Here is a 24,175-nt window from a genome sequence, read left to right on the forward strand (position 1 = left end):
AAGATATTAATTTACAGGCTTCCTGTGCAGGATATTTAAGCCTAAACTGCATTGCAGGCAGCGTGATCTTTCGCAATAATCCTTCTTCATGTGCAGCAAGGCCTGAGAACTGAAAGCATTTTCTGCCGAACCTGGTCTGATTTCGGTGAATTTCTTTATTATCCGGTTGGCTTCCGCAGGTAACTGGCGCATCAATTCCAGTAAGCTTTCGCCCCCCTCCTTCCCCATGGCTTTCTGATAGCAGAATTTTAACGGCACCAGGCTATTGATCACCAAAAGGTCCAGGAAGTTATTGCTTAGCTGTTTTTTCCGCACCGGATGGGTTTTACTGAAGGTGTAGTGGGTTCTCCAGAATTCTGCAGCTTCAGCTTTAAAAAGCTCCTTTAAGTGCTCAGGATTTTGTTCTTTGATCACTTCGGAAAAAAGATGTTCGCGCCGGTGATATACGGCAGCCAACTGGGATAAACGAACCTCGGGAAAATTATCGGGCCTTAATCTGAAGTATTTTACGGGTGTGATCCCTTCAACAGTCAGTGAGAATTTATTTTTCAGGAAAAGATAATTTTCTCTGAGCTGCCAAAAATTAGGTTCCTCCACCTCTCTTTCCAGCAGCCCCGCCTGCCCGAGAAAAAGAGCCTCCAGCTTATCCCGGTCATTCCTGCATTTCCTGATAACCGAAAAGGGAATGGATTCCGCCATACTTAAAAAGGCATCTCCGTTCACGTTTAAGCCAAAGTTTTTCGCCAGCAGCTTGAAAAGCACCTCCTCCCAATCCCCGGCAGATCTTTTGAGCAGATCAAAAACAAAGACCGATTTTGCCTCAAGCCTATCAATGTAAAGGCGCTCAAGCCACTTGTCGAATATAAAAGAATCAATTTGAGGAAGATCTTTTTGGCAATTGATCCACTTTTCCGAAGAAGCTGAAATAAGATCCCGATACTGCTCAACCGTCTCCTCAGCAATCAGATTTTGCAGCTCCAGCACAGGAACCACCGACCTGTCTTTTCTGAAAATCTCTGAATCATGCTGCCACACCACATGAAGAATGACATTGTTATAGGCAGGATCTTTCTCGTGCCCATGCCGGTACCAGTCAGAAGAATGAATGTGGATCTCCACATTTCCGGCCCACTCCTGCTCTCCTATTACTACACGGGAATTGAAAAAATCTGGACCAGAAAGCTGGTTGTGCATTCCGGGAGCAAGTACGGTCACCGGTAAACCTTCGGTGGTTGAAAGGCCGGAAATTTGCCATTTCTGGAACTCCCAGAGGTAATGTAAATAGTCTTCCTGCATCGAATAAAAGTATACCTTTTATTCATTATGATGCTGATTTTTAACTATTTATAAAACTATTTTTCAGAAGGCAATTTTTCAGCCAGCCTGTCCGCAATTTCTTGCACCCACAGGCTATACATTTTTCCTGAAGGATGCAGTTCATCTGACGCGGTAAGATCCTTATCTTCTTTCGCCTTTTTAGAAACAGGCGTGATATTGTAGAATTCGACCCCGAACTCTCCGGCCACCCGTTTAAAAACGGAATTGAATTTGGCTACTTCCTGGGCGATAGTTTCTGAATTTTCGGCACCAAAAGGAGTAACTCCATAATCAGGTATGCTTACAGCGAAGACTCTTTCAGCTCCCGATTTTGAACGCGCAATGGCTCTTTGAAAGATCTCCCGCAGCTCTTTTTCGTATTCCTCGATCGATCTTCCCTGGTACTGGTTGTTCACGCCGATGAGCACTGAGACAAGATCAAATTGCTCCTCTTTTAACCGTTTATCCATTGCCGCCAGAAGATCTCCCGTGGTCCATCCGGTACGGGCAATAATGCGTGGATGGTTCAAAGGGATCCCCCTCTTCCTAAGGCTGTCGCTCAACTGTACCGGCCAGCGCAGGGAAGAATGAACGCTTTCACCAATGGTGTAAGAATCTCCCAGCGCGAGGTAGGTGAGCTCATTGGTCTCTTTAATGGGATTTTTCTTCTCTGCCTCGGAATCAAGACAACTCATAAAGACGAAAGCAAGTGCGAAAACAATAAAGATCTTTTTCATTTTGCAGGAAATTAAAATGCAAAATAGTCTTTTTCGGTTGAACTATTACAATCGCTGAATGGTTGGTTCCGGCTGAAGCTGCCTGTACCTAATTTCTTAAGACAGGGTTAAACCTGTTTCTGCAGGATAGGAATAACTTCGGAAATAGTTATATTCTTTCAGAAATTTGCAAACCTTATGAAGCTTGAAGATCCCTCTAATCCGGAGAAATCCGATCCGCCATTCCCTACCGAGGAAAATGCTGCCTCTTCCGGAGATAAGAATAAGAAGTCTTTCCTGGAAGGGTTAAAAAAAGTAGGATTTTCGGTGTGGATAGCGGTCATGGTCATAGGAGGTATTCTGGCATTCCTCACCTCTCTCCTCTTGCTATGAATAAAGTCAATTATTTATTTGTGACATTTTCAGCCCTCTTCATTACAGGAGAAATTTTTTCCTTTCTGAATTTTACTCCACCATGGTGGATAAGAAATTACCTGAATGATCTTTTATGTATGCCCATAGTTCTGGGAATCTGCCTTCACCTAGTACGTTTTATGAAAAACGACAGGACCATCAGGATCTCATTATTCACAACTCTCTCCCTGGCTGTATTTTATTCTTTGTACTTCGAGATCTTTTTACCCCCGTTCACAGAAAGATATACCGCAGATGTTTTTGATGTACTTCTTTATTTCACCGGAGCGCTTTTGTTTTATTTCATGCAGAAACCCGTAGCCAAAGCTCCTGCTGTGCACAAAAAGTAAAAAGGCCGCCAAAACAGGCAGCCTTCTTTTACTAATTCTAAGGAAAATCTATTCGATATACCCCATTTTGCGCATCCATTCATCGTTGTACATCTTCCCAACGTATCGGCTGCCGTGATCGTGGAAAAGCACCACTACCACATCGTCTTTTTTGAAATGCTCCTTTAACTGAAGTAACCCCTTCATGGCCGCCCCGGCGCTGTTCCCAAGGAACATACCTTCTTCACGAGCTAAGCGCTGGGTGTAAATAGCCGCGTCCTTATCGGTCACTTTGGTAAAGCCGTCAATAATGCTGAAATCCACATTCTTTGGAAGGATGTCTTCGCCGATACCCTCGGTCACATAAGGATAGATCTCGTTCTCATCAAATTCCCCTGTTTCGTGATATTTCTTAAAAACCGAACCGTAGGTATCAACTCCCCACACTTTTATGTCAGGGTTTTGTTCTTTCAGGTATTTTCCAACTCCGGAAATGGTTCCTCCTGTTCCTACTCCTACCACGAAGTGCGTGATCTTTCCGTCTGTCTGTCTCCAGATCTCAGGCCCAGTGCTTTCGTAATGGGCTTTGGTGTTGGAAAGGTTGTCGTACTGGTTCACGTACCAGGAATTCGGAGTTTCTTCAGCAAGCCTTTTTGAAGTGGAATAATACGATCTCGGATCTTCCGGAGCCACATCGGTTGGGCAAACCACCACTTCGCTACCCACCGCGCGCAGAATGTCGATCTTTTCCTTTGACTGCTTGTCGGCCATCACACAGATCATGCGGTAACCTTTTACAATAGCTGCCAGAGCAAGTCCCATTCCGGTGTTTCCTGAAGTTCCTTCAATAATGGTTCCTCCCGGCTTCAGCAATCCGGCAGCTTCGGCATCTTCTATCATTTTTACGGCCATTCTGTCTTTCACAGAATTCCCCGGATTAAAGGTCTCGTACTTTGCCAGTATCATGGCCTCAATGTCTTCAGTAAGTTTATTGATCTTGACCAAAGGAGTGTTTCCTATGGTTCCTAATATATTTTCAGCGTATTCCATATCCAAATTTTACGGCTGCAAAGTTAGCAAAAAAAGCAGCTTTTGAAATAGGTCGCTAAAAGGGCATTTTCATTACCTTAATCGAACTTCATGGCCTTGACAGGAGAGATCCGGGTGATGATATAAGATGGCACCAGCAGCATAAGCATACAGAGTATCAATGTTCCAATGTTCACTCCAACGATGTATTCCCAGCCAATGTATACAGGTGCCTCGGTCACGTAGTAAGTTTCCGGGTCAAGAGGGATCAGTTTTAAGTACTTTTGAGCAAACAGCAGCCCCAGGCCAAGAAGATTCCCCCAGAAAAGTCCCAGGAGGATAAGGTATCCCGCATTATAAAGAAAGATCTTTCTTATGCTCCAGTTCTGACTTCCCAGCGCCTTGAGGATCCCTATCATCTGCGTGCGCTCAAGAATGAGTACAAGCAGGGCAGTGATCATGTTGATGCCGGCAACCAGGATCATGATACCAAGGATGAGCGCAATATTGAAATCGAACAGCGACAGCCATTCAAAAATGGAATAATACTTCTGCTTTATGGTTCGGGTGTCGAGAAAAGACCCGGTATTTTCATAGATCTCCCGGCCTTTTTTGTCTAATTCGCTAAAATCTTCCAGGAAAACCTCAAAATTTCCTACCTCATTCTTTTCCCATTTATTCAGCCGCTGTATATGCCGAATATCAGCCAACAGATAAAGCTCATCAAATTCCTGGAATCCTGAATTATAGATTCCCTTAATTTCGAAAGCCCTCAACAACGGAGTTTTGTGGCTCTCTTCTCTTAGAAAATAAGTTACCACCTTATCCCCAACATCGAATCCGAGGCGGTTGGCAGTATATTGAGAGATAAGAACCTGCTCGTTCAACCCGTCAGAATAATCGGGTAATGCACCTTTGACAAGAAAATCTTCAAAATAGCCCCAGTTATAATCGGCTCCTACCCCTTTGACGATGATGCCTTCAAAATCGGTTTCGGTTCTTATCACTCCCGCCTTGTAAGCCGTCGCCTGCACGTGCTCCACCCCTTCCACCGAGGTGAACTCAGGATAAAAATCCTGTTCCAGGGAAATAGGCTTCAGCGAGATCTGCGAATTGTTATTGTCGTAGTTGGAAATGGTGATATGGCCCGTAAAAGCCGACATTTTCTCCCTGATCTTTTGCTGTAATCCGAGGCCCGTAGCAAAAGAGACTAGCATCATGACCACCCCTATCGCAATTGCCACAATGGCTATTTTTATTATAGGGGCCGAAATGCTACTTTTGTGTTGCTTCGCACTAATAAGGCGTTTGGCTATAAAAAATTCAAGATTCAAGAAGTAACGTATGTTTTTAAGATTTTTCAAAAGTACATTTTTATTCCTACTTATAACGGTCACCGCCTGCGGAAACACTACTACTGAAAAAACACCTGATAAAGATCCTGCCGAAAAAACTCCTTCTGAAGCCCCTGCAATTGTGACGGGCGCCGAAAGACTCTCAGCTTACCTCCCACTTCTGAAAGGAAAGAATGTAGGAGTGATAGGAAATCAAACCAGTGTAATTTCTACGGAAAAAGGCCGGGTACATCTTATAGATACTCTTCTGGCACTTGATGTACAAGTGAAGAAGGCTTTTGCCCCCGAACATGGTTTTCGCGGTACCGCTGATGCCGGTGAAGTTGTGAAAGACGGAAAAGATCCAAAGACCGGGCTCCCTGTTCTTTCGCTCTACGGAAATAACAAAAAACCTTCCGCAGAACAATTGAAAGAACTTGATATCCTCATCTTTGACATTCAGGATGTGGGGGCTCGTTTTTACACTTACATTTCCACCCTTCATTACGTAATGGAAGCCGCCGCCGAAAATGATATCCCGATCCTCGTTCTGGACCGGCCAAACCCGAACGGGCATTATATAGATGGCCCAATTCTGGAACCCGATCATAAAAGTTTTGTGGGCATGCACACTGTTCCGGTTGTTCACGGCCTCACCATGGGAGAATACGCACAAATGATAAACGGGGAAAAATGGCTGGAAAATGGCATTCAGGCAGACCTAAGGGTGATCAAAATGGAAAATTACGATCATGACACTCAGTATGACCTGCCGGTAAAACCTTCCCCAAACCTGCCGAATGCACAGGCCATCAATCTGTACCCGAGCCTCTGTTTCTTCGAAGGGACTAACGTAAATGCAGGCAGAGGAACCAGCAAACAGTTCCAGGTCTTCGGCTCCCCCTTCCTGCCCGAAGACAAATATTCCTTCAGCTATATTCCGGAATCTAATGAAGGAGCCAGGTCACCAAAGCACCTCGGGAAAAAGTGCTTCGGAAAAGACCTCTCAAATCACCCGAGGCTGGACAGGCTCAACCTGGAATGGCTGATCAATGCCTACAAGAATACCGATGATCAAAAAGAGTTCTTCAATAGCTTTTTCACTAAACTAGCCGGCAGCAACAAACTTCAGAAGCAGATCGAAGCCGGAATGAGCGCCGAAGAGATCAGGCAAAGCTGGCAAAGCGGCCTGGAGGAATTTGCGATTGTGAGGGAGAAGTATTTGTTGTACGAATAAATGTTTCGAGTTACGGGTTTCATGATGCGGGTCGAGTGCTAAGGGTTTCTGGTTACCGGTTAATAATGCTTTAGTCTCAATCTTTATATCAACTTTTCCAGGAAGTCTCTACGTATTTTATAAACAGGTTAATTTTACCTCCTAAAATATTATACTGTTCCCGAAGGTAGAGATGATCCTTCATAACTTCTGGATAGAGAAAAATTAATTTCTCTATGTGGTTCAAAGTTTCATCATTACTGGAATGTGCAAATACTAGAAACTTCAAAAAATCTGCTTTATACCTTCTGCGCCCGTAACCCTCAACAATATTGGAGTTTACAGAATCTGCAGACCTGCGAATTTGGCTACCAAGTTCATAAAGTTCATACTTCGGAAGCTTTAAACTTACGGGATGAAGCTTGTAAAAGAGTTCCAATGAGAGGGTGTAGATTTCCAGCTGCTTATATGAGTTTGCCATGTTTTCTATGTTAGGTGAACTCAAAAATCAGCAACAATTCCCTCATTTTAAACTTTTTAACTATTCAGTTAACACGCAACAATTTTCAACCCATCCTCCTTTTCATCTCCTCCACAATATTAAATGCCGCGGGACAAATGGCAACATTTTTCATGGTGAGGTTGCTGATCTTGTGAAAATCCTTGCGGTTGGTGTGCGGAAATTCACTGCAGGCTTTTGGTCGAACATCGTAGATCAGACAATAATTATCGGCGTCAAGAAAGGCACATGGTACCTGCTGTAGCACGTAGTCATTATCCTCATCAATTCTTAGGTACTGATCGATGAACTGCTGCGGCTTTAATTTCAGGTGCTTTGAGATTCGCTCGATATCTTTATTGGTGAAGAGAGGCCCGGTGGTCTTGCAGCAATTGGCGCATTTTAGGCAGTCGGTTCGGTTGAATTCCTCTTCGTGAATTTCCTGCATTTCCCGGTCCAAATGCCTGGGTGGCTTCTTTTTAAGCTTCGAAAAAAACTTTTTATTCTCCTTATGCTTATCTTTGGCCCTTTGCGGGAGCCCATTAATCTCTTCCTGCATGCTGCAAAGATAAAAAGAACCTGAGCTTGAACAACGAAAAAAAGAATCCCGATATCTTGGGAAATGCCATCAAAGCCTATTTTGAACACGGCGAGGAAGAGGATATTGCCGTACATTCCCCCGACTTTGACGATGATGTGATCCCGGTGGCTTATCTCTTCAGGAATTACGAACAGATGCCCCCATTGGAGAAAAAAGCCCTGCAGCTTTGCCGCGAAAAGGTGCTTGATGTGGGCTGCGGCGCCGGAAGCCATTCGCTCTATCTTCAGAAGGAGGAAAATTTAAAGGTCACTGCCATTGACACTTCCGAAGGAGCTATAGAAGTCTGTAAAAAACGAGGAATTACCGATGCCCGTAATGTTGCTTTCGAAGAGCTTTCCGAAGAGAAATTTGATACCATTCTCCTGTTGATGAACGGGACGGGCATTGTTGGAAAAATGAACAGGCTGGATGATTTTTTTTATAAATTGAAGCAGCTTTTAAATCCAGGTGGGCAGGTAATTATTGATTCTTCAGATCTTATCTATCTTTTTGAAGCCGATGAAGACGGAGGTGTATGGGTGGATTCTGCCCAGGGATATTATGGCGAACTCAGTTACAGTCTTAGCTATAAGGGGGAAACTTCTGAAGTATTTGACTGGCTGTATCTCGATTATGATTCCCTGTCGTTAGCCGCGGCTAAGAACGGCTTCTCCTGTGAATTGATAAAAGAAGGTGAGCATTACGATTATCTGGCAAAACTGACCATAAATGAGAAATAGATCCTTACTACTCACAGCCCTGTTCCTATTCCTGCTGAGCTGTTCTACAGATGACCCCGCGCCCGATGATCAGCCTTTAGGGGTTTCGGCAAGATCATTTTTAAGCGATGAGAATTTCACCTCTCTTGTGGTAGAAATTGTATACGTGAACGGCTTTGAACCTTCGGGCATTTCATTGAGCGCCGTAAAAAACTTTTTGCAAACCTACCTCAATAAACCCGAAGGTATTGTGATCAAATCTCGGGCAGTTCCATCTCCTGATATGGATATTATTTCTCCTTCTGATATCATTGAGATTGAAAATATGCACCGCACTGAATTCTCTTCAGGACAAACTCTTACAACATTTATTTTTATTGCTGACGGTAAGAGCGATTCCTCCACAAGTGAGGAATGGGTGCTGGGAAAAGCTTACAAGAATACTTCAATGATAATCTTTCAAAAAGAGATCAGGGAACTGGCAGAAAGCTCACAAGTATCCAGCGACCAGGTGCAACAGATTACCATAAAACATGAATTTGGACATCTTTTCGGCCTGGTGGATTATGGCACCCCCGCACAATCAGATCATGTGTATCGTGATCCTGAAGACCCTAAAGAAAAAGGACATTGCGAGGTAACCGATTGCCTTATGTCCCGACTACTGAATTATGAAAGGGCCGAAAGCCTCACCCTTGATGAGCTGTGCCATATTGACCTTATCGCCAACGGCGGAAAATAAAAAAGCCTGCTCGGCAGAACAGGCTCAAAAAGTGTTATTTAAAGGCTTCTTCTAATAAACCTTTTTTCCGTCTAAATAGGTAGCTCTTACTTTGGTCTGAGGAATTTCATTTTCAGGAACTTCCATGATATCCCTGTCTAAAATGACAAAATCGGCGAACTTTCCTGGTTCAATGCTGCCCTTCTCATCTTCTTCAAAGTTACTGAAAGCGGCCCAAATGGTCATGCCTTTAAGTGTTTCTTCTCTGGACAAGGCCTGCTCGGGCATGTAGCCTCCTTCGGGATACTCCTGCAGGTCTTTACGTGCAACGGCAGCATAAAAGGTAAGGAACGGATTAACCTCTTCTATGGGGAAATCTGTACCCAGAGCTATAACTCCCGCCTGATCCAGCAATTGTTTAAAAGCATAGGCACCTTTTTCCCTGTCCTCTCCCAACCTGTCTCCGGCCCAGTACATATCGCTTGTAGCATGAGTAGGCTGCACAGAAGGAATGATGTTCTGGTTAAAATACCTGAAATCTTCTTGGTCAATAACCTGCGCATGCTCCACTCTCCACCGCCTGTCTCCGGCATCTGTTAGAAGAGAATCATAGATCTTCAGGATTACAGCATTTGCTGAATCACCAATGGCATGAGAATTCATCTGGTAATCTGTATCCGCTATTCGGGCCGCTGTGGCATGAAATTCTGAAACCGGAGACAGCAATGCGCCATAATGCCCGTGCTTATCTGAATAGGGTTGTTTGAGGGCAGCACCGCGCGATCCCAGGGCGCCATCGCCATAAAACTTCACAGATCGAACATTGAGTTTTTCAGTCTTGTACGGTTCCCTTTCCAGGTAATAGTCCAGGTTCTCCTTAGTGTTGCTGATCATTGCATATAAACGGATATCAAGAGTACCGTTCTTTTGTAGGCTATCGAGTAATTCAATGGTTTCCCGATCAATTCCGGCATCTACCACAGTGGTGAGACCGTAGCCAAAAGCTATTTCTTGAGCATCCAGCAGAGCTCTTATCTCATCTTCCACATCGGGTCTGGGGATCACGGTATTTACCAGATCCATAGGGTTATCAATGAGAATCCCGGTGAGTTTCCCGTCTTTCTTTTCAATTTCCCCTCCTTGGGCAGGAGTGTCAACTGTAATTCCGGCAGCGTCAAGAGCAGCCTGATTCACCAGCAAGGCATGCCCGTCTATTCTGGTAATGGCTACCGGAGTATTGGGAAATAACTGATCAAGAGTATCCTTTACCGGAAATTCCTTCACCTCCCAATCATTCTGATCCCAACCCCTTCCGGTGATGAAATCCACACCCTTTTCTTCCTGGAATGAAACGATCCTGCTTACTACCTCCTCAAAACTTTTGGTCCCTCTAAGATCGACAGTTTGAAGTTGAAGCCCGAATCGGTAAAAATGGGCGTGAGCATCTATGAGTCCCGGAAAAACCGCTTTCCCGCCTGCATCTATCACTTCTTTGGCGTCATATTTTTCCTGAATTTCAGCAGCAGTACCTACTGCAAGGAATTTTCCGTTTTTGACCGCAAAAGCTTCGGCTGTAGAAAAAGCGTCATTCACGGTATATACTTTCGCATTGGTCACCAAAAGATCGGCGGTTTCTTTCTCTTCGCAGGAAGTCATCATTCCGCAGAAAAGAAAAACTAAAAGGATTTTCTTCATTTTAAAAAAGTTTGGGTAAAAATAAAAAATGCGCCCCAATAGGAAGGCGCATTTCTATATATCTTGATCGAGGATCCTTACCAGCTGGTAAGGGCATCAATAACAGCAGCGCGTATTTCACTATTGGCTCCCGCAGCCAGTGCAACTGAAACGAAAAGGCCTATCATCGCCGCAGAGAAATCCCTGAAGATCATCTTACCGGCTTTCTTGCGGTGTTTCTTACCTTTCTTGGTTCTCGCCAGACTTATCGCGATCTCTCTACCACCTATCACCCCAAGGAAAACCCAGGTGGTACTCATTGGCACGGTACTGATGAAAAGCTTGTAAATAAGCAGGATCACATAAGTGGCATCTACGAGAGTGGCTGCCCTAACGTCAGAAATCCTTGCTTTTTCACTTACCACTTCCTGGATCTTATCTCCTCGTAGATAGAATAACAGTCCCAGACCGGCAAAGATCGTTATTGCAAAGATGGAGAACTGCACCGCATCAAGCTGTCGCGGAAGGAATACGGCGATATTTGCGCCATCCTGCATTACCCATACACCCCACAGAGTACCACTCACGATCCATTGAACAATATTCCAGCTTTTATTGAACTTTCTGCTTTTAAAGTACTTTTTGATCATGTTATAGGAGAAGTACCATACAAGGAAGGAAAGAATGAAGGCCATGATATAACCTGTCCAACTCTTCCAAACTACAGAGGTGATCCCAGAAGTATCTGCACTAAATACACTCAAAATAAGAAAGGTAGTAGATACCGGCATTCTCATCCTGGTGAGAATAAGCAGTACCAGCGGAGCAATGATCTGGAAGAAACTAAATGTTTCCGGATGCGGATATTTCGTTGTGCCGTCTGGTTTTAAAAGTCGCTGGTAGGTCACGTCCCCGTCAAAATACACCCAACTAAAGGTCACCGTAAGGAGGAAAATACCACCTATGAATAACCAAAGCAGCCACCATTTCCTGGTTTTGTTACTTTCTATAAAGGTTCCCAAAGACTGTATACTGTCGTTGGCCACGGTAGCATATGCAGCAAAGAAGAAGCCAAGCCACATTCCTGCCTGTCCCTGCCCCGCCATGATTCCTGCCAGTGCGAGACCAATGATCACAATGAAGAGGAAGGTCTTTTCCTGCACCATGAAGTCCAGGATGTTCAAGTAAGGTCTGTCCCTCTTCACCCTAGTAAATTTCGCTTTTTTCGCCATTTTAGTTTTCTGATTTTCACCGGTTCAAGCCCGGCTTTTGAGTAGGTGTTAAGATAAAATATAAATTGACCGCGAAAATACTGACTTAGATCCAATTTCTGTTGGATCCTAATGTTATGTAATTGTTAAGAAAGAATTAACATCCGGAAATCGTACTCAGACGGCATAAAACAAAAAAAGCTTCCCGTTAAGGAAGCTATTGTGTGGTGGGCAATGAGGGATTCGAACCCCCGACCCCCTCGGTGTAAACGAGGTGCTCTGAACCAACTGAGCTAATTGCCCCAATATGTCTTGCGTGGGTGATACTGGGTTCGAACCAGTGACCCCTACCTTGTCGAGGTAGTGCTCTGAACCAGCTGAGCTAATCACCCTTTGATATTGCCGGTATTCAAAATCAATCAAAAAAGGCCTCCGGATAGGAAGCCTTCTTTACGTGGGCAATGAGGGATTCGAACCCCCGACCCCCTCGGTGTAAACGAGGTGCTCTGAACCAACTGAGCTAATTGCCCGACAATATTTCTTTGAACTTCTCGCATTCTTCGGGAGGGTTTCTCTTTCTGAATGCGGATGCAAATATAGACCACATTTTCTTTTATGCAAAGAATAATTTCAAAAAAATCAAATTATTTCGGCCACCGTGAAAGTACTGCCGCCAACGTAGACCACATCGGCTTTTGAAGCCTTTTTCAAAGAAGCCTGATAAGCTTCTGAAACCGAATTATATGCCTCTCCAAGAAGGCCATTTTCGGCTGCTTTTTGTTTCAGTATTTCAGCATCAAGCCCTCTGGGAATGTTGGGACGGCAAAAGAAATATTCGGCTTCTTTGGGAAACAATGGCAAAACCGCCTCAAGGTCTTTGTCGTTGACCATCCCTATTACCAGCAGCAATCTTTCAAAATCCTCTTCCTGCAGCTGCTTCATGGCATACTGCAATCCTTCTTTATTGTGAGCGGTATCGCAGATCACCTTAGGGTTTTCCTGTAGTACATCCCATCTTCCTCTTAAGCCTGTATTTTGAATGACCTGCAAAAGTCCGTTTTCAACAGCTTTTTCCGGGATCTTCCAGCCTTTTTCTCTCAGCACTTCCACAGTTTTTAGAACACTGCGGATGTTCTTCTCCTGGTATGCCCCTTTTAGATCTGATCCGTAATTGGGTTTTTCGAAAGTTGCCGCGGAATGCAATGGAGCGTTAACTTCTGCTGCCATTCTCTCGAACACCGGAAAGGTTTCAGGCTGAAATTCGCCGATCACCACCGGAGTATTCCTTTTGATGATCCCGCCTTTTTCGGCAGCGATTAGCTCCAGGGTGTTTCCGAGAATGCTGGTATGATCCAGCCCAATGTTGGTGATCACCGAAACTTCGGGAGAAATGATGTTAGTCGAATCCAGCCTTCCTCCCAGCCCTACTTCGATCACTGCGACATCTACCTTCTCCTGAGAGAAATACTGAAAGGCCATTCCCACAGTCATTTCAAAGAAAGACAACTGCTCCCTCTCGAAAAAGCATTTATTGGCAGCAATAAAATCGGTCACCGCCTCTTGGCTGATCTCTTTTCCGTTGATCTTGATGCGTTCCCTAAAGTCTTTGAGGTGCGGGGAAGTGTACAGCCCCACTTTATAGCCGCTCTCCTGCAGCACCGAAGCCAGCATATGAGACACAGACCCTTTGCCGTTGGTACCCGCAACATGAATGCTCTTAAAATTTTCCTGGGGTTCCTGCAAATGCGCAGCCAGCTTTTTAATGTTGGAAAGGTCTACCTTGTAAGCCTTGTTCCCCACCTGCTGGTACATGGGCAACTGCTGAAACATCCAGTCAACAGTTTCCTGATAAGTCATCAAGTTATTCTGAAAGTTTGAAGTTATAGATAATTGTTCCCACCTGGGTAGCCGGCGCGTTCTTATCACTGTTGAACGTGGTCGCTAAAGCGGCTCTTTTAGCAGGATCCAGTAAGCAGGCTGCGTTATTGGTGGTGCCCTTCACGCCTGGAACAGCCCGCACCACCCGGCCGGTTCTGTCTACCTCGATCTGTACCACCACTACTCCCGATTCATTGCAATCCTGCACGAATTTTTCCTTGTTGAGGGCTCTGCGCCCTCCCAGACGATAGTTTCCGTCACCGTCAAGTCCCATTCCGGTGCCGTAATAAGCTTTGGCGTCAGGATCACCATCGGGGCTGCCTTTATCGCCAGCCTGCCTGTCATCGCCTTCTCCCCCTGTGGCTTTCCCATCGCTTTCGGGACCATTGAGGATACTGCTTAAAGCATCAGTAGTCGATTTATCGGGTTTGGGATCGGGTTTCTTAGCGGGTTCCGGTTCTTTCTTGACCGGCTTTTTTTCCACTTTTTGAACTACCGGATCTTCTTTTTTCTTCTCGATCACCGGCGCCTCTTCCACCTCCTGGGTTACTACTTCTTCCTTGATCGAGGTCTCTACGGGCGTCACTTCAGGAGTAGTATTCTGCGGGGCGGCTTTTATTTCCTCTACAGGCTGTTCTGTACCCGAACCAACATCGGATGTTCCAAAATTAATGGCAATACCGCTTTCTGGCGGGGGATCAAGATATGTAAAACCAAAGAACAGCAAAAGCAGGATCAACAACACGTGCAAGACGGTCGTGATCGCAAAAGATTTCTTTTCGTGCTTGGTTTCTAAATATTTCACCAGATAATTTTTCTTAGGATTAGCAGCAAACTTAGTTCCACTTTTAGTAGAAAATGGAAAAAGCGGATATTATTCCGGTTTTACCGCCAGAACGATCTTATACTTGTTGCGATTGGCAATATCCATAACATTTACCGCTCTCTCGATTGGCACTCCTTCTTCGGCTCTAAGAATGATGGTAGGATCTTCCACTCCCTGCAGCTCAGCTTTAAGCCTTGACTCCAGGGCGCTGTTACTCACCCGCTCCTTGTTGATGTACACCTGCAGATCTTTAGTAATGCTTACAGAAATGTTCTGCTTTGTGGTGGTCTTGCCCTTGGCTTTAGGTAAAATAAGATCTAAAGCTTCCGGAGTGATCGCCGGAGAAGTAAGCATAAAAAAGATCAATAAAAGGAATACAATATCGGTCATGGAACTCATGCTGAATTCCGGACTGATCTTATTTCTGCCTCTTAAGTTCATATTATGCAGGTTCGTTTAACAGGTCAAGGAAATCAACCGCGGTAGCTTCCATCTGGTGCACCACCTTATCGGTCTTTACCACCAGGTGGTTGTACCCGATGTAAGCGATAATACCCACGATCAATCCGGCTACGGTCGTGGTCATCGCGGTGTAGATCCCTTCGGCCAGGGCGCCCATTTCTGCCTGCCCGCTGCTGGTCGCCAGTTCATGAAAGGCGATCACCATTCCTATTACAGTTCCAAGGAACCCTATCATAGGAGCGGCACCGGCGATGGTCGCCAGGATACTCACGTTCTTTTCCAGTTTATAGACTTCAAGTCTTCCCGCATTTTCAATAGCGGTGTTGATATCCTCCAGCGGACTTCCAATCCTATCAAGTCCTTTGGCCGTTAATCGGGCTACCGGGGAATTTGCCTGGGCACAACGAATACGTGCCGATTCAATGTTTCCGTGCACCACACTGTCCTTGATCTGGTTCATGAAATTGCTGTCAGTTTCCGAAGCCGCTTTAATAGCGAACAGTCTTTCAAAATAGATATAGACCGCGGCAAAAAGCAGAATGAAAAGGATGGCGATAATGATCTGACCGCCTACCCCGCCGCTCATAAAAAGATCGAATAAAGAGAGGGTTTTTTCTTCAACTACAGGTTCTGCAGACTGGGCGGTTTCTGCAAGGCCATCCTCCTGAAAAAAGTTAAGCATAAGTGGTTCCTGATTTTAGTTTTTAACGTGATAAATATCTTTTAATTGTAAAAGGTATTGCTTTTAATCTTCTGAAGTGCCTAAACCAGCTGTTTTAACGCGATCTCAAAAGCAGTTTCGCTAATGTGTGTTTTGGCCGTATTGTGATCGTGCACGTCCTGAATGGCTTTTTTAATGATATCTGAAGTGTCATTGAAAATAGCCTCATCGGTCATCTGCACCCTTCTTTCCATGAAGTAGGCAAAAACACGCGCCATTCCGCAGTTCGCGATAAAATCAGGGATCACGCTCACCTTTCCGTCTGTATACTCCATGATAGGACCAAAGAAGATCTCTTTATCTGCAAACGGCACATTGGCTCCGCTGGAGATCACCTCCAGTCCAGAATCCACCATCTGATCTACCTGTTCCCTGGTGATCAATCTTGAAGCGGCGCAAGGTGCGAATATTTCAGCCTGCAGGCTCCAGATCTTTTCATTGATCTCGTCGAACGGCATCATGTTATCAGCTTTTAAAGCATTCCCTTCCTTCTTAAGGAAAAGGTCTTTGATCTCTTCAAAAGTAAAACCTTCTTCCTTGATGAGTCCGCCGTCACGGTCAATGATCCCCACAACTTTGGCGCCCATCTGGGCCAGGTAATAAGCAGCTGCAGAACCTACGTTTCCGAAGCCCTGCACAACAGCTCTCTTTCCTTTCACATCTCCACCGTAAATATCGTAATAATGTCTCACTGCCTCGGCCACGCCGTAACCGGTGATCATGTCGGCAACCGTATATTTTCTTGTAACATCCGGGGAATAATTGCTGTTTTCAAGCACTTTTATCACTCCCTGTCTCAGCTGACCAATTCTATTGATCTTATCGGCTTCGGTAGGCTTGAAGTGTCCGTTGAACACTCCTTCCTGCGGATGCCAAACTCCGGAATCTTCAGTAATTGGAATTACTTCATGGATCTCATCCACGTTAAGATCTCCTCCTGTTCCGTAGTAACTTTTCAATAGCGGAGAAACAGCTTTATACCAACGCTCCAAAACGCCCTTTTTGCGGGGATCATTTGGATCGAAGTTAATTCCTGATTTTGCACCACCAATTGCCGGACCGGAAACGGTGAATTTCACTTCCATGGTCTTGGCCAAAGAAAGCACCTCGTTCATGTCAAGACCTTTTCTCATTCGTGTTCCCCCACCGGCAGCACCGCCGCGAAGGGAATTGATAACCGTCCAGCCTTCGGCTTCGGTTTCAGGGTCTTTCCAATTAAATACGATTTCAGGAGCTTTATTCTGATATAAATTGAGTAAATCTTTCATGAGTATATGGATAATAGTTGCACAAATATAAAAAACTAAAGGTGTGGAAGGCTTAAATGGAATGATTTTATATCAGGGCTCAAAAATGACTCCTGAAGAGTGGTCTTTTGAGGCTCCGGTTACAGAACTCAGCACATTGACCTCTCCCCGTAGTTTGAGAACCCCCAAAAATCCGAAGATGAGCGCTTCTTTGAAATTTACCAGGTCTGCGGAAGGGATGACCACCTCAACCTTAGTTCGTTCCGCGATCTCCCGAATCAAATAGCCATTGAAGGCGCCCCCGCCGGTGACAAGGACCTTTGTTGTTTCATCACCTTTGAGTTCCTTAGCGATCTGGGTCCCGGCATGTACCGTGTAGGTACGCAGGGCCGAAGCTACGGAAGCCGTGTCTTCAAAAAACGGAAGAATGTTGCTGTTCACCCATTCTATCCCCAGGGATTTCGGTGGATTCTGTTGATAATACGGCAGGGAATTCAGTTTTTCCAGCAGCCCCTGCTCTATCTTTCCTGAAGCCGCGATCTCGCCGTCACGGTCATAAGCCAGGTTGAGCTTATTTGCAAGAAAATTGAGAACGGTATTGACCGCGCAAATGTCGTAGGCGATCCTTGTTCCGTTCCTGTTAGTGGAAATATTCGCAAAACCGCCCAGATTGAGGCAGTAATCATATTCAGAAAAGAGGAGCTCATCGCCTATAGGCACCAAAGGGGCGCCCTGGCCTCCCAGGTCCACATCCTGCACCCTGAAATCACAAACCACCTTATGCCCCAGCATCTTTGCCAGTTTTGGAAGATTTCCTATCTGCAGGGTAAAGCCGTTTTCAGGTTCGTGTTTTATGGTATGCCCGTGGCTGCAAACGGAATCTATATCTTTAATCTCGTGTTTCTGTATAAAACCATGGATAACTTCAGCAAGATAAGAGGTGTATTCCTCGTTGAAATTATGCAGGCGAAGGTCATTGTAAAAAAGCGCTTCAGAAAGTTTCTTCTGCCATTCTTCGGGATAAGGAATGGTTTCAGCAGTGAGAATTTTATAGTCCCAGGTTTCGTTTTTTTGAAAATTCAGCAGGGCGATATCGATGCCATCCAGAGAAGTTCCGGACATTATTCCTAAAACGTTGTAGTTATTTTCATTCATGAGGGTAAAAATAAGCTTCTTAATTGAAAAAGTGTAGGTAAAACGGTATCTTTGGGCTCGAAAATTCAACTTTTTTAAACATTTAACCGAATGGATTTCAAGCTTACTGAAGAGCATCTAATGATACGTGACGCGGCACGTGACTTCGCAAAAACAGAATTACTTCCCGGCGTAATAGAAAGAGACGAAAAACAGGAATTTCCGAAAGAACAGGTAAAGAAGATGGGGGAGCTTGGCTTCCTTGGAATGATGGTTTCGCCGGAATATGGCGGGGGCGGAATGGATACGGTTTCTTACGTGCTGGCCATGGAAGAGATCTCCAAGATCGACGCTTCGGCGTCTGTGGTAATGTCGGTGAACAACTCACTGGTATGCTGGGGGCTTGACCACTACGGAAACGAGGCCCAGAAGGAAAAATACCTTACCAAACTGGCAACAGGAGAATCAATAGGGGCTTTCTGCCTTTCTGAACCAGAAGCCGGAAGTGACGCCACTTCACAGAAGACCACTGCGATAGACAAAGGTGACCATTACGTGCTTAACGGCACAAAGAACTGGATCACTAACGGGAGCACTGCTGATTATTATATAGTGATCGCCCAAACCGATGTGGAGAAAAAACACAGAGGGATCAATGCCTTCATCGTGGAAAAAGGATGGGAAGGTTTTGAGATAGGACCTAAAGAGCAAAAATTGGGTATCCGCGGAAGTGATACGCATTCTTTGATCTTTAACGATGTGAAAGTTCCTAAAGAGAACCGCATTGGAGAAGACGGATTCGGATTTAAGTTCGCGATGAAAACTCTATCCGGAGGACGAATTGGGATCGCGGCGCAGGCTTTAGGAATCGCTTCAGGTGCTTACGAACTGGCCAAAGAATACTCAAAAGTGAGAAAAGCTTTTGGAACCGAGATCATGAACCACCAGGCCATCGCCTTCAAACTAGCCGATATGCACACTTCTATTGAAGCTGCAAGACATTTGGTAATGAAAGCTGCCTGCGATAAGGACAAAGGTGAGAACTACGATCTTTCAGGAGCCATGGCGAAGTTGTTCGCTTCAAAAACAGCAATGGACGTGGCTGTGGAAGCAGTACAGGTTCACGGAGGAAACGGATACGTTAAAGAATATCACGTAGAGCGATTAATGAGAGATGCCAAGATCACTCAGATCTACGAAGGAACTTCAGAGATCCAAAAGATCGTGATCTCAAGAAGTATTTTGAGAGACTAAGATTTCCTCTCTATAAATCAAAAAAAGCAGCCCACGGGCTGCTTTTTTCATATCTGATAATTTATCGATTACCTCCTTCCGAAGTCGAACTTATATGTAGCCCCTGCCATCACCTGCAGTCCCATCACCGGATAGCCCATCCATTTCTGATAGTTGTCGCCAAAAAGGTTATTTCCTTTGGCAAATATTGACAACTGGTCATTGAATCTGTAGCCTAAATTAAGATTCAGGTCAAAATAACTGTCGAGAGTCACGACTTCAGGATTAACAGGCAACACTGAAGGGCCACCATTGTCAAAGGACACCTCATCCTTCCGCTCCCCGACAAAGAAAGCATTCGCTCCCGCGAACCAGTTTTCGGTGATCTGGTAGTCTGCCAGTAAATTCGCTTTGAAATCGGGCAGGTTCCAGGCTTCGGCCTCCACATCGGTGTCATAAACGAAATATTCTCCGTTAAGGCGCAGGTTAAAGCTTCGGTTCACATCAAAATTCAGCTCTCCAAAAGCCGAAACCGTCTTCACCTTATCATACACCACTCCAAAGGAATTACCGTGGGCATAATCCTCATCATTATTTACTGTGTACTGCGGATAAGCTTTGAACAAAGGCTTCATATCTTCAGAGATATAAGAACCTTTAATATTGAAACCTACCGAGTTAGATAGCTTTCCTTTGGCTCCCACATAAGCATTGGTCTGCTGATCTGTAGGCTGCACTACCAGAGTTGGCGCTACAAAAGGGTTCTTTTGGGTAAAATTGTAGTAACTATTTTGTTTCAGGCCACCTTCCAGTCCGCCGTAGGCAATAAAATACTCTCCTGCCATTCTATAGCTGGCGGTAACTTTTGGATAGACAAAGACGCTCCCGTCGCTGTTCTCTGTATCCATACTGTAGAAAACAGCGGCACCAAGGTTTAAGGTCAGGTCATCTCTTAAGATCAACAGGCTGGAATCCAGTCCCAGGTTGAAAAAGCTGTAATTGAGGCCTTCTTCAGTAAAAAAGGCGCGGTCAAAACTGCCGTTCACATAATCAAGGTGAAAGTTGGTGTGAAACAACTCCCCGCCTATGGGCAATTCTAAAGTTGGCTTAACAGTAAATCGGTGTTCAACCGAACTGTAATCATCTCCGAAGTACCGGTATTTTGCTTCAGCCCTGTCAAAAAAGGAATCCTCCAAGTTGATCTCCCCGCCTGCGTACACGCTGTAATAATTGTGCAGCGGATCGATCCCTGGAGAAGCTGTAGCTACTGAAGGTTCCACCCCATACCAGTTGAACAACTGATGTTCCACTCCAAAATCTGTGTTCCAGGTCAAATTTCTCTGGCGCGAGGAATAGTTCAGGTTGAGTTCGGTATCGTAGTAATGATCGTCCAGCACCACGTCTTCAATGTCTCCCTGGGCAGAATTGTGAGTAAGGAAAATTCCGAAGTTATTGGTTCGGTTCACCTCCAGGTTGCTGTAAAACTCGGCGAGTACGCTGGTGTAGGTTCCGAACCCAAGTGTAAAATAGTTCTCGTACACCTTTGGAGGTCTCTCCCGCTCCAGACCGGCGGCCCGTCCTTTTGCCGGGGAAAAGGTAGAGGCTACGGGAACCGAAAAAATGCTGTATTCCACTTTTTTCTTCTCGAGGTCTATGGAATCTGTGATCGCCGGCTTTTCCTTGATCTTATAGGCATCGCTCACGCTGGGCGTGTAGGGCTTTACCACGACTATGGAATCGCTCTTGATCTCCTGAGCGCTGAGCAGCCCGGTGAAAAAGAAAAACAATATATAAGCGAATGATCTTATTTTCATGGGAAGGCTATGTTTTTTTATGAAAATTAATTGTTGGGGTTTACTGAAGCGTTCGTTTTGGCTTCTTCGGCTTTGATGCGCGCCAGTTCCTGTTTGGCCTCTTGCACTACCTCGGGGAACTGGGAGAAATTCTTCACCACATTGTCCAGAATGTATGTCGCCTGGTAAGCATCATCCAATTCATAGAAGTTTTTCCCCATGAGCACCAAGCCTTTGGCACCGTACAGCTTGTAGCCCGAATACTCTTTGGCCAGCCTCTGCACCACATCATTGGAACCTTTGTAATTTCCGGCCTTGTGCTTAAAGTAAGCATCATAATAAAGGGCTTCGGCGGCAAGTTCTCCTGTGGCCGTTTTCTGAACTTCGGCATATGCCTGTTTGGCCTTGGCTTCATTTCCGGTTTTAATGGCAGCGCGGGCAATGATCACCTGCGCGTCATTTTTGGCCTCTTTTTCCGCTTCAGGATTTGCAAGAACTTTTTCTGCATAGGCTACAGCCTCATTATATTTATTCTCCTGCAGGTATGATTTCATGAGGTTGGACTGCGCGAAAATCACATTTTGAGGGTAAGATGCTTCGGCCTCCAGACGCTTTAGCACGGGAATGGCATCGGAATAATTTCTATTCTCCAGGTAGACTTCAGAAAGTCTTGCCAGAGCCTGCTCCACATGCTCACTGCTCCCCCTGTTAATGACAAACTGGTAATGCGGAATGCTTTTCTTCTTATTGCCTTCACGGAAATACAGCTGCGCCAGGTAAAAATTAGCGTCAATTGAGTGAATTCCATTAGGGAAAGAGTTCAGGTATTTTTCAAGAGAAGTGATAGCCTGCTGAGTCTTGTTCTCCCTGTATTGCTTTTCTGCCGCCTCAAAAGAGGTGTTATCCAGATCGGCATCGGTCACTTCCACAAAATCCAGGTTTCGTACCCAGGCAGCGTATTCGTCAATCCTACCCAGATCGATATAGACCAGTCTGGCGGTTTGCACGGCCTGTGCCGCTTCGGGGGAATTAGGATGGTCTGTGACCACTTTTTTGAGTTTATCCAGTGCCTGATTTCCGCGGTCATTATTATAATGTATCAATCCCTGCTTCAAAAGGGCTTTTGGCACCAGCGAACTTCCCGGCACATCTCTGATAAGCCTGTCATAAGCTTCCAGGGCGCGAGCATTGTTATTCATGGACACATAAGTGTTGCCAAGTTCATAGGATGCATCGTCCCTGTACGGAGAACGCGGGTACCTGCTTAAAAATTCATTCAGCGCCTCCAGTTTTGTCTGGTTGCGGTTCACGAATCCGTAGCTGATAGCTTTTTGAAATGCCGCATAGTCATTTTCTGAACCGTTAAGCGAGATCGCAGAGTTATAGGCTTCCATCGCTGGCCAGTAGTTGCTGTTCACAAAATAGCTGTCCCCAAGCCTCACATAGGCATCATTGCGATGTGCCCTATCATGATCGGCGTTGGCAGCATATCGCTTGAAATAGTCTATCGCACGATCGTACTCTCGTTGCTTGAAATAGGCGTAACCGATATTGTAATCGAGGTTTTCCCTTTCTGAAGCCTCTTTGGCGCCGCTCATTCCGCTGAATTCACGGTACCCGATCAACGCCTCCTGATAATTCCGAAGGTTAAATTCACTTTCCGCTTTCCAGAAAGTGGCAAGAGCAGTAAAACGCGGATCACGACGTTCATTCAACGCCATATCGAAGAACTCTTTAGCTTCGGAATAATTCCCTTCATTGAAAAGTTCCAGTCCGCGGTAGAGAGCCACCTGCTGATAGACCACATTGTTGCGGAAGTCCCGGCTTCCCTGAAGCAGCCTCATGGCTTCCTCGTAATTCTTTGTAGTAATAAAAGAGTTGATCAATAATTCATAGATCTCATCTTTTGCGGGAGAATTTGGATACTGCTCCAGGTAATTCATCAGCACCTGAGGTACACTTGCATAGTTATTCCCTATCTCATAGCTCAATTTCGCATAGTTCAAAGCCGCATCTGCCTGGATCTCCTTGTTGAAATCCATCTCGCTGGCATTCTTGAAGGCGTTGAGAGCCTGTTGTTTTTTATCGGTCTTCAGGTAAGATTGCGCCAGGTGGTAATAAGCGTTCTGGGCCACGGCATTGTTCCCGTCAATGATCTTGTTAAATTCTGAAATCGCTTTTTCAAAATCCCCCTGCTGAAAATAAACATATCCCAGCTGGTAATAATCGGTGTTGTTCCATTTACCACGCTGACCTTTATATTCGGTCAAATACGGAATGGCTTTTTCATATTCTCCCAGGTTGAAATAGCTTTCCCCAATGATCTTGTTCAGTTCTGACTGGTCTTTCCTGTCGGCTCTTGGCAGCTGTTCCAGCCCCAGTTCAATGGCCTTTTCAAAGTTCCCCTGCTTGAAGTTCATATCGGCCTGGAAGTAAGAAAGGTCTTCCCGGTATTCCTCTTCGAGCTCCACGTCTTCAAAAAGTTCCTGTGCCTGCCGGTAATCATCACCTTCATAGGCCATGAACCCGAGGTAATATTTGGCCTTGGAACCATATTTTTTGGAATTCTTTACTTTTCCGAGATATTCTTTAGCCTCTTCGAATTTATTGCCTTTAAAATAGGCGTACCCGTTATTGAAGTAGAACCGCTCTTTTTCAGACCTGCTAAGGTTACGCTGGTCTACCGTATCATACCATTTCCTGGCAAGGCTGTATTTTCCCGTCTCGAAATAATAATCAGCTACATCAAGAAAAGCAGCATTGGTCTTAGTGCTGGTAGGATAGCGTTCCACAAAATCTTCCATGAGCTCATCGGCTCCCGGCTGGTTGAGCCTTATCGCGGCATTGGCAATATAATAGGCGCAATTGGCTTTGATCCTTTCATCTTCCACCTCATCCTGCACCTCGTCAAAAAGGGTTTGTGCAGCAAGGTATTGGCCGTTATTATAGAGTTCGAGCGCCCTGTTGTAATCTACCAGCTCATTGGTATGGATGGCAGATTGCTGGGGGAAAACCGAAATGGAGAAGAAGAGAAAAACAACAAAAAGAAAGGTTTTGTTCTGTATCATTCGAGGGTCTGGTTTTGTTGATGTATCAAAGATATAAGAATCTCTCTGGTATTA

The 24,175-nt window shown here is 45.2% G+C and carries 22 protein-coding genes and 3 tRNA genes; 6 read left to right on the plus strand and 19 right to left on the minus strand.

Annotated elements, in window-relative coordinates:
* Positions 1–6: 6 nt before the first annotated feature.
* Positions 7–1,296 (minus strand): DUF2851 family protein, encoded by a 1,290-nt coding sequence (locus tag BLS64_RS11010; protein ID WP_093113617.1) that lies wholly within the window; start codon positions 1,294–1,296, stop codon positions 7–9.
* Positions 1,297–1,352: 56 nt separating this feature from the next.
* Positions 1,353–2,054, minus strand: coding sequence for an SGNH/GDSL hydrolase family protein (locus tag BLS64_RS11015; protein WP_093113616.1), 702 nt, complete (start codon positions 2,052–2,054; stop codon positions 1,353–1,355).
* A gap of 177 nt (positions 2,055–2,231) precedes the next feature.
* Here BLS64_RS11015 and BLS64_RS11020 point away from each other — a divergent pair, with 177 nt between their 5' ends.
* Both BLS64_RS11020 and BLS64_RS15080 read left to right on the plus strand, forming a co-directional pair.
* Positions 2,232–2,426, plus strand: coding sequence for a hypothetical protein (locus tag BLS64_RS11020; RefSeq protein ID WP_093113615.1), 195 nt, complete (start codon positions 2,232–2,234; stop codon positions 2,424–2,426).
* A 161-nt stretch (positions 2,427–2,587) separates the two neighbouring features.
* Positions 2,588–2,797, plus strand: a complete 210-nt coding sequence (locus BLS64_RS15080) for a hypothetical protein (RefSeq protein ID WP_143019305.1) — start codon at positions 2,588–2,590, stop codon at positions 2,795–2,797.
* A gap of 48 nt (positions 2,798–2,845) precedes the next feature.
* Here BLS64_RS15080 and BLS64_RS11030 read toward each other — a convergent pair whose 3' ends face one another.
* Positions 2,846–3,826, minus strand: a complete 981-nt coding sequence (locus BLS64_RS11030) for a PLP-dependent cysteine synthase family protein (protein ID WP_093113613.1) — start codon at positions 3,824–3,826, stop codon at positions 2,846–2,848.
* Positions 3,827–3,903: 77 nt separating this feature from the next.
* On the minus strand, positions 3,904–5,139 hold the full coding sequence (locus BLS64_RS11035; protein ID WP_093113612.1) for an ABC transporter permease: 1,236 nt from the start codon (positions 5,137–5,139) through the stop codon (positions 3,904–3,906).
* A 10-nt stretch (positions 5,140–5,149) separates the two neighbouring features.
* Between BLS64_RS11035 and BLS64_RS11040 the strand changes: the two genes are divergently transcribed.
* Positions 5,150–6,376, plus strand: a complete 1,227-nt coding sequence (locus tag BLS64_RS11040; protein WP_093113611.1) for an exo-beta-N-acetylmuramidase NamZ family protein — start codon at positions 5,150–5,152, stop codon at positions 6,374–6,376.
* 88 nt (positions 6,377–6,464) lie between these two features.
* Here BLS64_RS11040 and BLS64_RS11045 read toward each other — a convergent pair whose 3' ends face one another.
* Together BLS64_RS11045 and BLS64_RS11050 are read right to left on the minus strand one after the other, a co-directional pair.
* Positions 6,465–6,836, minus strand: coding sequence for a four helix bundle protein (locus BLS64_RS11045; protein WP_093113610.1), 372 nt, complete (start codon positions 6,834–6,836; stop codon positions 6,465–6,467).
* A gap of 85 nt (positions 6,837–6,921) precedes the next feature.
* On the minus strand, positions 6,922–7,413 hold the full coding sequence (locus BLS64_RS11050) for a YkgJ family cysteine cluster protein (RefSeq protein ID WP_093113609.1): 492 nt from the start codon (positions 7,411–7,413) through the stop codon (positions 6,922–6,924).
* A 26-nt stretch (positions 7,414–7,439) separates the two neighbouring features.
* Between BLS64_RS11050 and BLS64_RS11055 the strand changes: the two genes are divergently transcribed.
* Both BLS64_RS11055 and BLS64_RS11060 read left to right on the plus strand, forming a co-directional pair.
* The gene (locus BLS64_RS11055) at positions 7,440–8,174 is read left to right on the plus strand and encodes a class I SAM-dependent methyltransferase (protein ID WP_245693436.1); all 735 of its coding nucleotides are present in this window, start codon (positions 7,440–7,442) and stop codon (positions 8,172–8,174) included.
* Complete coding sequence (locus tag BLS64_RS11060) at positions 8,164–8,895, plus strand: hypothetical protein (RefSeq protein WP_093113608.1); 732 nt, start codon at positions 8,164–8,166, stop codon at positions 8,893–8,895. Before BLS64_RS11055 ends, BLS64_RS11060 begins: the two co-directional genes overlap by 11 nt.
* Before the next feature lie 51 nt (positions 8,896–8,946).
* On the opposite strand, the gene BLS64_RS11065 is transcribed toward BLS64_RS11060, so the two are convergent.
* The 11 genes from BLS64_RS11065 to BLS64_RS11115 all read right to left on the minus strand — a co-directional run bounded on the left by BLS64_RS11065 (position 8,947) and on the right by BLS64_RS11115 (position 18,048).
* A complete protein-coding gene (locus tag BLS64_RS11065) occupies positions 8,947–10,569 on the minus strand; it encodes an amidohydrolase (RefSeq protein WP_093113607.1) in 1,623 nt (540 codons plus the stop codon).
* 77 nt (positions 10,570–10,646) lie between these two features.
* Positions 10,647–11,753 carry a hypothetical protein gene (locus BLS64_RS11070; RefSeq protein WP_245693438.1) on the minus strand — a complete coding sequence of 369 codons (1,107 nt, stop codon included), beginning with the start codon at positions 11,751–11,753 and terminating at the stop codon, positions 10,647–10,649.
* A gap of 231 nt (positions 11,754–11,984) precedes the next feature.
* A tRNA-Val gene (locus BLS64_RS11075) sits at positions 11,985–12,062 on the minus strand.
* A gap of 14 nt (positions 12,063–12,076) precedes the next feature.
* Positions 12,077–12,151, minus strand: a tRNA-Val gene (locus BLS64_RS11080).
* A 63-nt stretch (positions 12,152–12,214) separates the two neighbouring features.
* A tRNA-Val gene (locus BLS64_RS11085) sits at positions 12,215–12,289 on the minus strand.
* A gap of 109 nt (positions 12,290–12,398) precedes the next feature.
* On the minus strand, positions 12,399–13,616 hold the full coding sequence (locus BLS64_RS11090) for a bifunctional folylpolyglutamate synthase/dihydrofolate synthase (RefSeq protein ID WP_093113605.1): 1,218 nt from the start codon (positions 13,614–13,616) through the stop codon (positions 12,399–12,401).
* Between the two features lie 4 nt (positions 13,617–13,620).
* The gene (locus tag BLS64_RS11095) at positions 13,621–14,442 is read right to left on the minus strand and encodes an energy transducer TonB (RefSeq protein WP_093113604.1); all 822 of its coding nucleotides are present in this window, start codon (positions 14,440–14,442) and stop codon (positions 13,621–13,623) included.
* Between the two features lie 69 nt (positions 14,443–14,511).
* Positions 14,512–14,904 (minus strand): ExbD/TolR family protein, encoded by a 393-nt coding sequence (locus BLS64_RS11100; protein ID WP_093113603.1) that lies wholly within the window; start codon positions 14,902–14,904, stop codon positions 14,512–14,514.
* Between the two features lies 1 nt (position 14,905).
* Positions 14,906–15,607 carry a MotA/TolQ/ExbB proton channel family protein gene (locus BLS64_RS11105; protein WP_093113602.1) on the minus strand — a complete coding sequence of 234 codons (702 nt, stop codon included), beginning with the start codon at positions 15,605–15,607 and terminating at the stop codon, positions 14,906–14,908.
* Positions 15,608–15,687: 80 nt separating this feature from the next.
* Positions 15,688–16,914, minus strand: a complete 1,227-nt coding sequence (locus BLS64_RS11110) for a Glu/Leu/Phe/Val dehydrogenase dimerization domain-containing protein (RefSeq protein WP_093113601.1) — start codon at positions 16,912–16,914, stop codon at positions 15,688–15,690.
* Positions 16,915–16,986: 72 nt separating this feature from the next.
* The gene (locus BLS64_RS11115; RefSeq protein WP_093113600.1) at positions 16,987–18,048 is read right to left on the minus strand and encodes an anhydro-N-acetylmuramic acid kinase; all 1,062 of its coding nucleotides are present in this window, start codon (positions 18,046–18,048) and stop codon (positions 16,987–16,989) included.
* A 90-nt stretch (positions 18,049–18,138) separates the two neighbouring features.
* Here BLS64_RS11115 and BLS64_RS11120 point away from each other — a divergent pair, with 90 nt between their 5' ends.
* Positions 18,139–19,281: an acyl-CoA dehydrogenase gene (locus tag BLS64_RS11120; protein ID WP_093113599.1), complete on the plus strand. Its 1,143-nt coding sequence runs from the start codon at positions 18,139–18,141 to the stop codon at positions 19,279–19,281.
* A gap of 68 nt (positions 19,282–19,349) precedes the next feature.
* Here BLS64_RS11120 and BLS64_RS11125 read toward each other — a convergent pair whose 3' ends face one another.
* Positions 19,350–21,074, minus strand: coding sequence for a TonB-dependent receptor (locus tag BLS64_RS11125; protein ID WP_093113598.1), 1,725 nt, complete (start codon positions 21,072–21,074; stop codon positions 19,350–19,352).
* A 26-nt stretch (positions 21,075–21,100) separates the two neighbouring features.
* Positions 21,101–24,121, minus strand: a complete 3,021-nt coding sequence (locus BLS64_RS11130) for a tetratricopeptide repeat protein (protein WP_093113597.1) — start codon at positions 24,119–24,121, stop codon at positions 21,101–21,103.
* Between the last annotated feature and the right edge of the window lie 54 nt (positions 24,122–24,175).

It is taken from the genome of Salinimicrobium catena, assembly GCF_900102915.1.
Classification (GTDB): Bacteria; Bacteroidota; Bacteroidia; order Flavobacteriales; family Flavobacteriaceae; genus Salinimicrobium; species Salinimicrobium catena.

Coding starts and splice junctions, on each gene's coding strand:
- BLS64_RS11065 (WP_093113607.1), bottom strand. CDS start 10,569: ATGAAGAAAATCCTTTTAGTTTTTCTTTTCTGCGGAATGATGACTTCC.
- BLS64_RS11115 (WP_093113600.1), bottom strand. CDS start 18,048: ATGAATGAAAATAACTACAACGTTTTAGGAATAATGTCCGGAACTTCT.
- BLS64_RS11040 (WP_093113611.1), top strand. CDS start 5,150: ATGTTTTTAAGATTTTTCAAAAGTACATTTTTATTCCTACTTATAACG.
- BLS64_RS11045 (WP_093113610.1), bottom strand. CDS start 6,836: ATGGCAAACTCATATAAGCAGCTGGAAATCTACACCCTCTCATTGGAA.
- BLS64_RS11130 (WP_093113597.1), bottom strand. CDS start 24,121: ATGATACAGAACAAAACCTTTCTTTTTGTTGTTTTTCTCTTCTTCTCC.
- BLS64_RS11020 (WP_093113615.1), top strand. CDS start 2,232: ATGAAGCTTGAAGATCCCTCTAATCCGGAGAAATCCGATCCGCCATTC.
- BLS64_RS11010 (WP_093113617.1), bottom strand. CDS start 1,296: ATGCAGGAAGACTATTTACATTACCTCTGGGAGTTCCAGAAATGGCAA.
- BLS64_RS11105 (WP_093113602.1), bottom strand. CDS start 15,607: ATGCTTAACTTTTTTCAGGAGGATGGCCTTGCAGAAACCGCCCAGTCT.
- BLS64_RS11120 (WP_093113599.1), top strand. CDS start 18,139: ATGGATTTCAAGCTTACTGAAGAGCATCTAATGATACGTGACGCGGCA.
- BLS64_RS11125 (WP_093113598.1), bottom strand. CDS start 21,074: ATGAAAATAAGATCATTCGCTTATATATTGTTTTTCTTTTTCACCGGG.
- BLS64_RS11090 (WP_093113605.1), bottom strand. CDS start 13,616: ATGACTTATCAGGAAACTGTTGACTGGATGTTTCAGCAGTTGCCCATG.
- BLS64_RS11060 (WP_093113608.1), top strand. CDS start 8,164: ATGAGAAATAGATCCTTACTACTCACAGCCCTGTTCCTATTCCTGCTG.
- BLS64_RS11100 (WP_093113603.1), bottom strand. CDS start 14,904: ATGAACTTAAGAGGCAGAAATAAGATCAGTCCGGAATTCAGCATGAGT.
- BLS64_RS11050 (WP_093113609.1), bottom strand. CDS start 7,413: ATGCAGGAAGAGATTAATGGGCTCCCGCAAAGGGCCAAAGATAAGCAT.
- BLS64_RS11015 (WP_093113616.1), bottom strand. CDS start 2,054: ATGAAAAAGATCTTTATTGTTTTCGCACTTGCTTTCGTCTTTATGAGT.
- BLS64_RS11030 (WP_093113613.1), bottom strand. CDS start 3,826: ATGGAATACGCTGAAAATATATTAGGAACCATAGGAAACACTCCTTTG.
- BLS64_RS15080 (WP_143019305.1), top strand. CDS start 2,588: ATGAAAAACGACAGGACCATCAGGATCTCATTATTCACAACTCTCTCC.
- BLS64_RS11110 (WP_093113601.1), bottom strand. CDS start 16,914: ATGAAAGATTTACTCAATTTATATCAGAATAAAGCTCCTGAAATCGTA.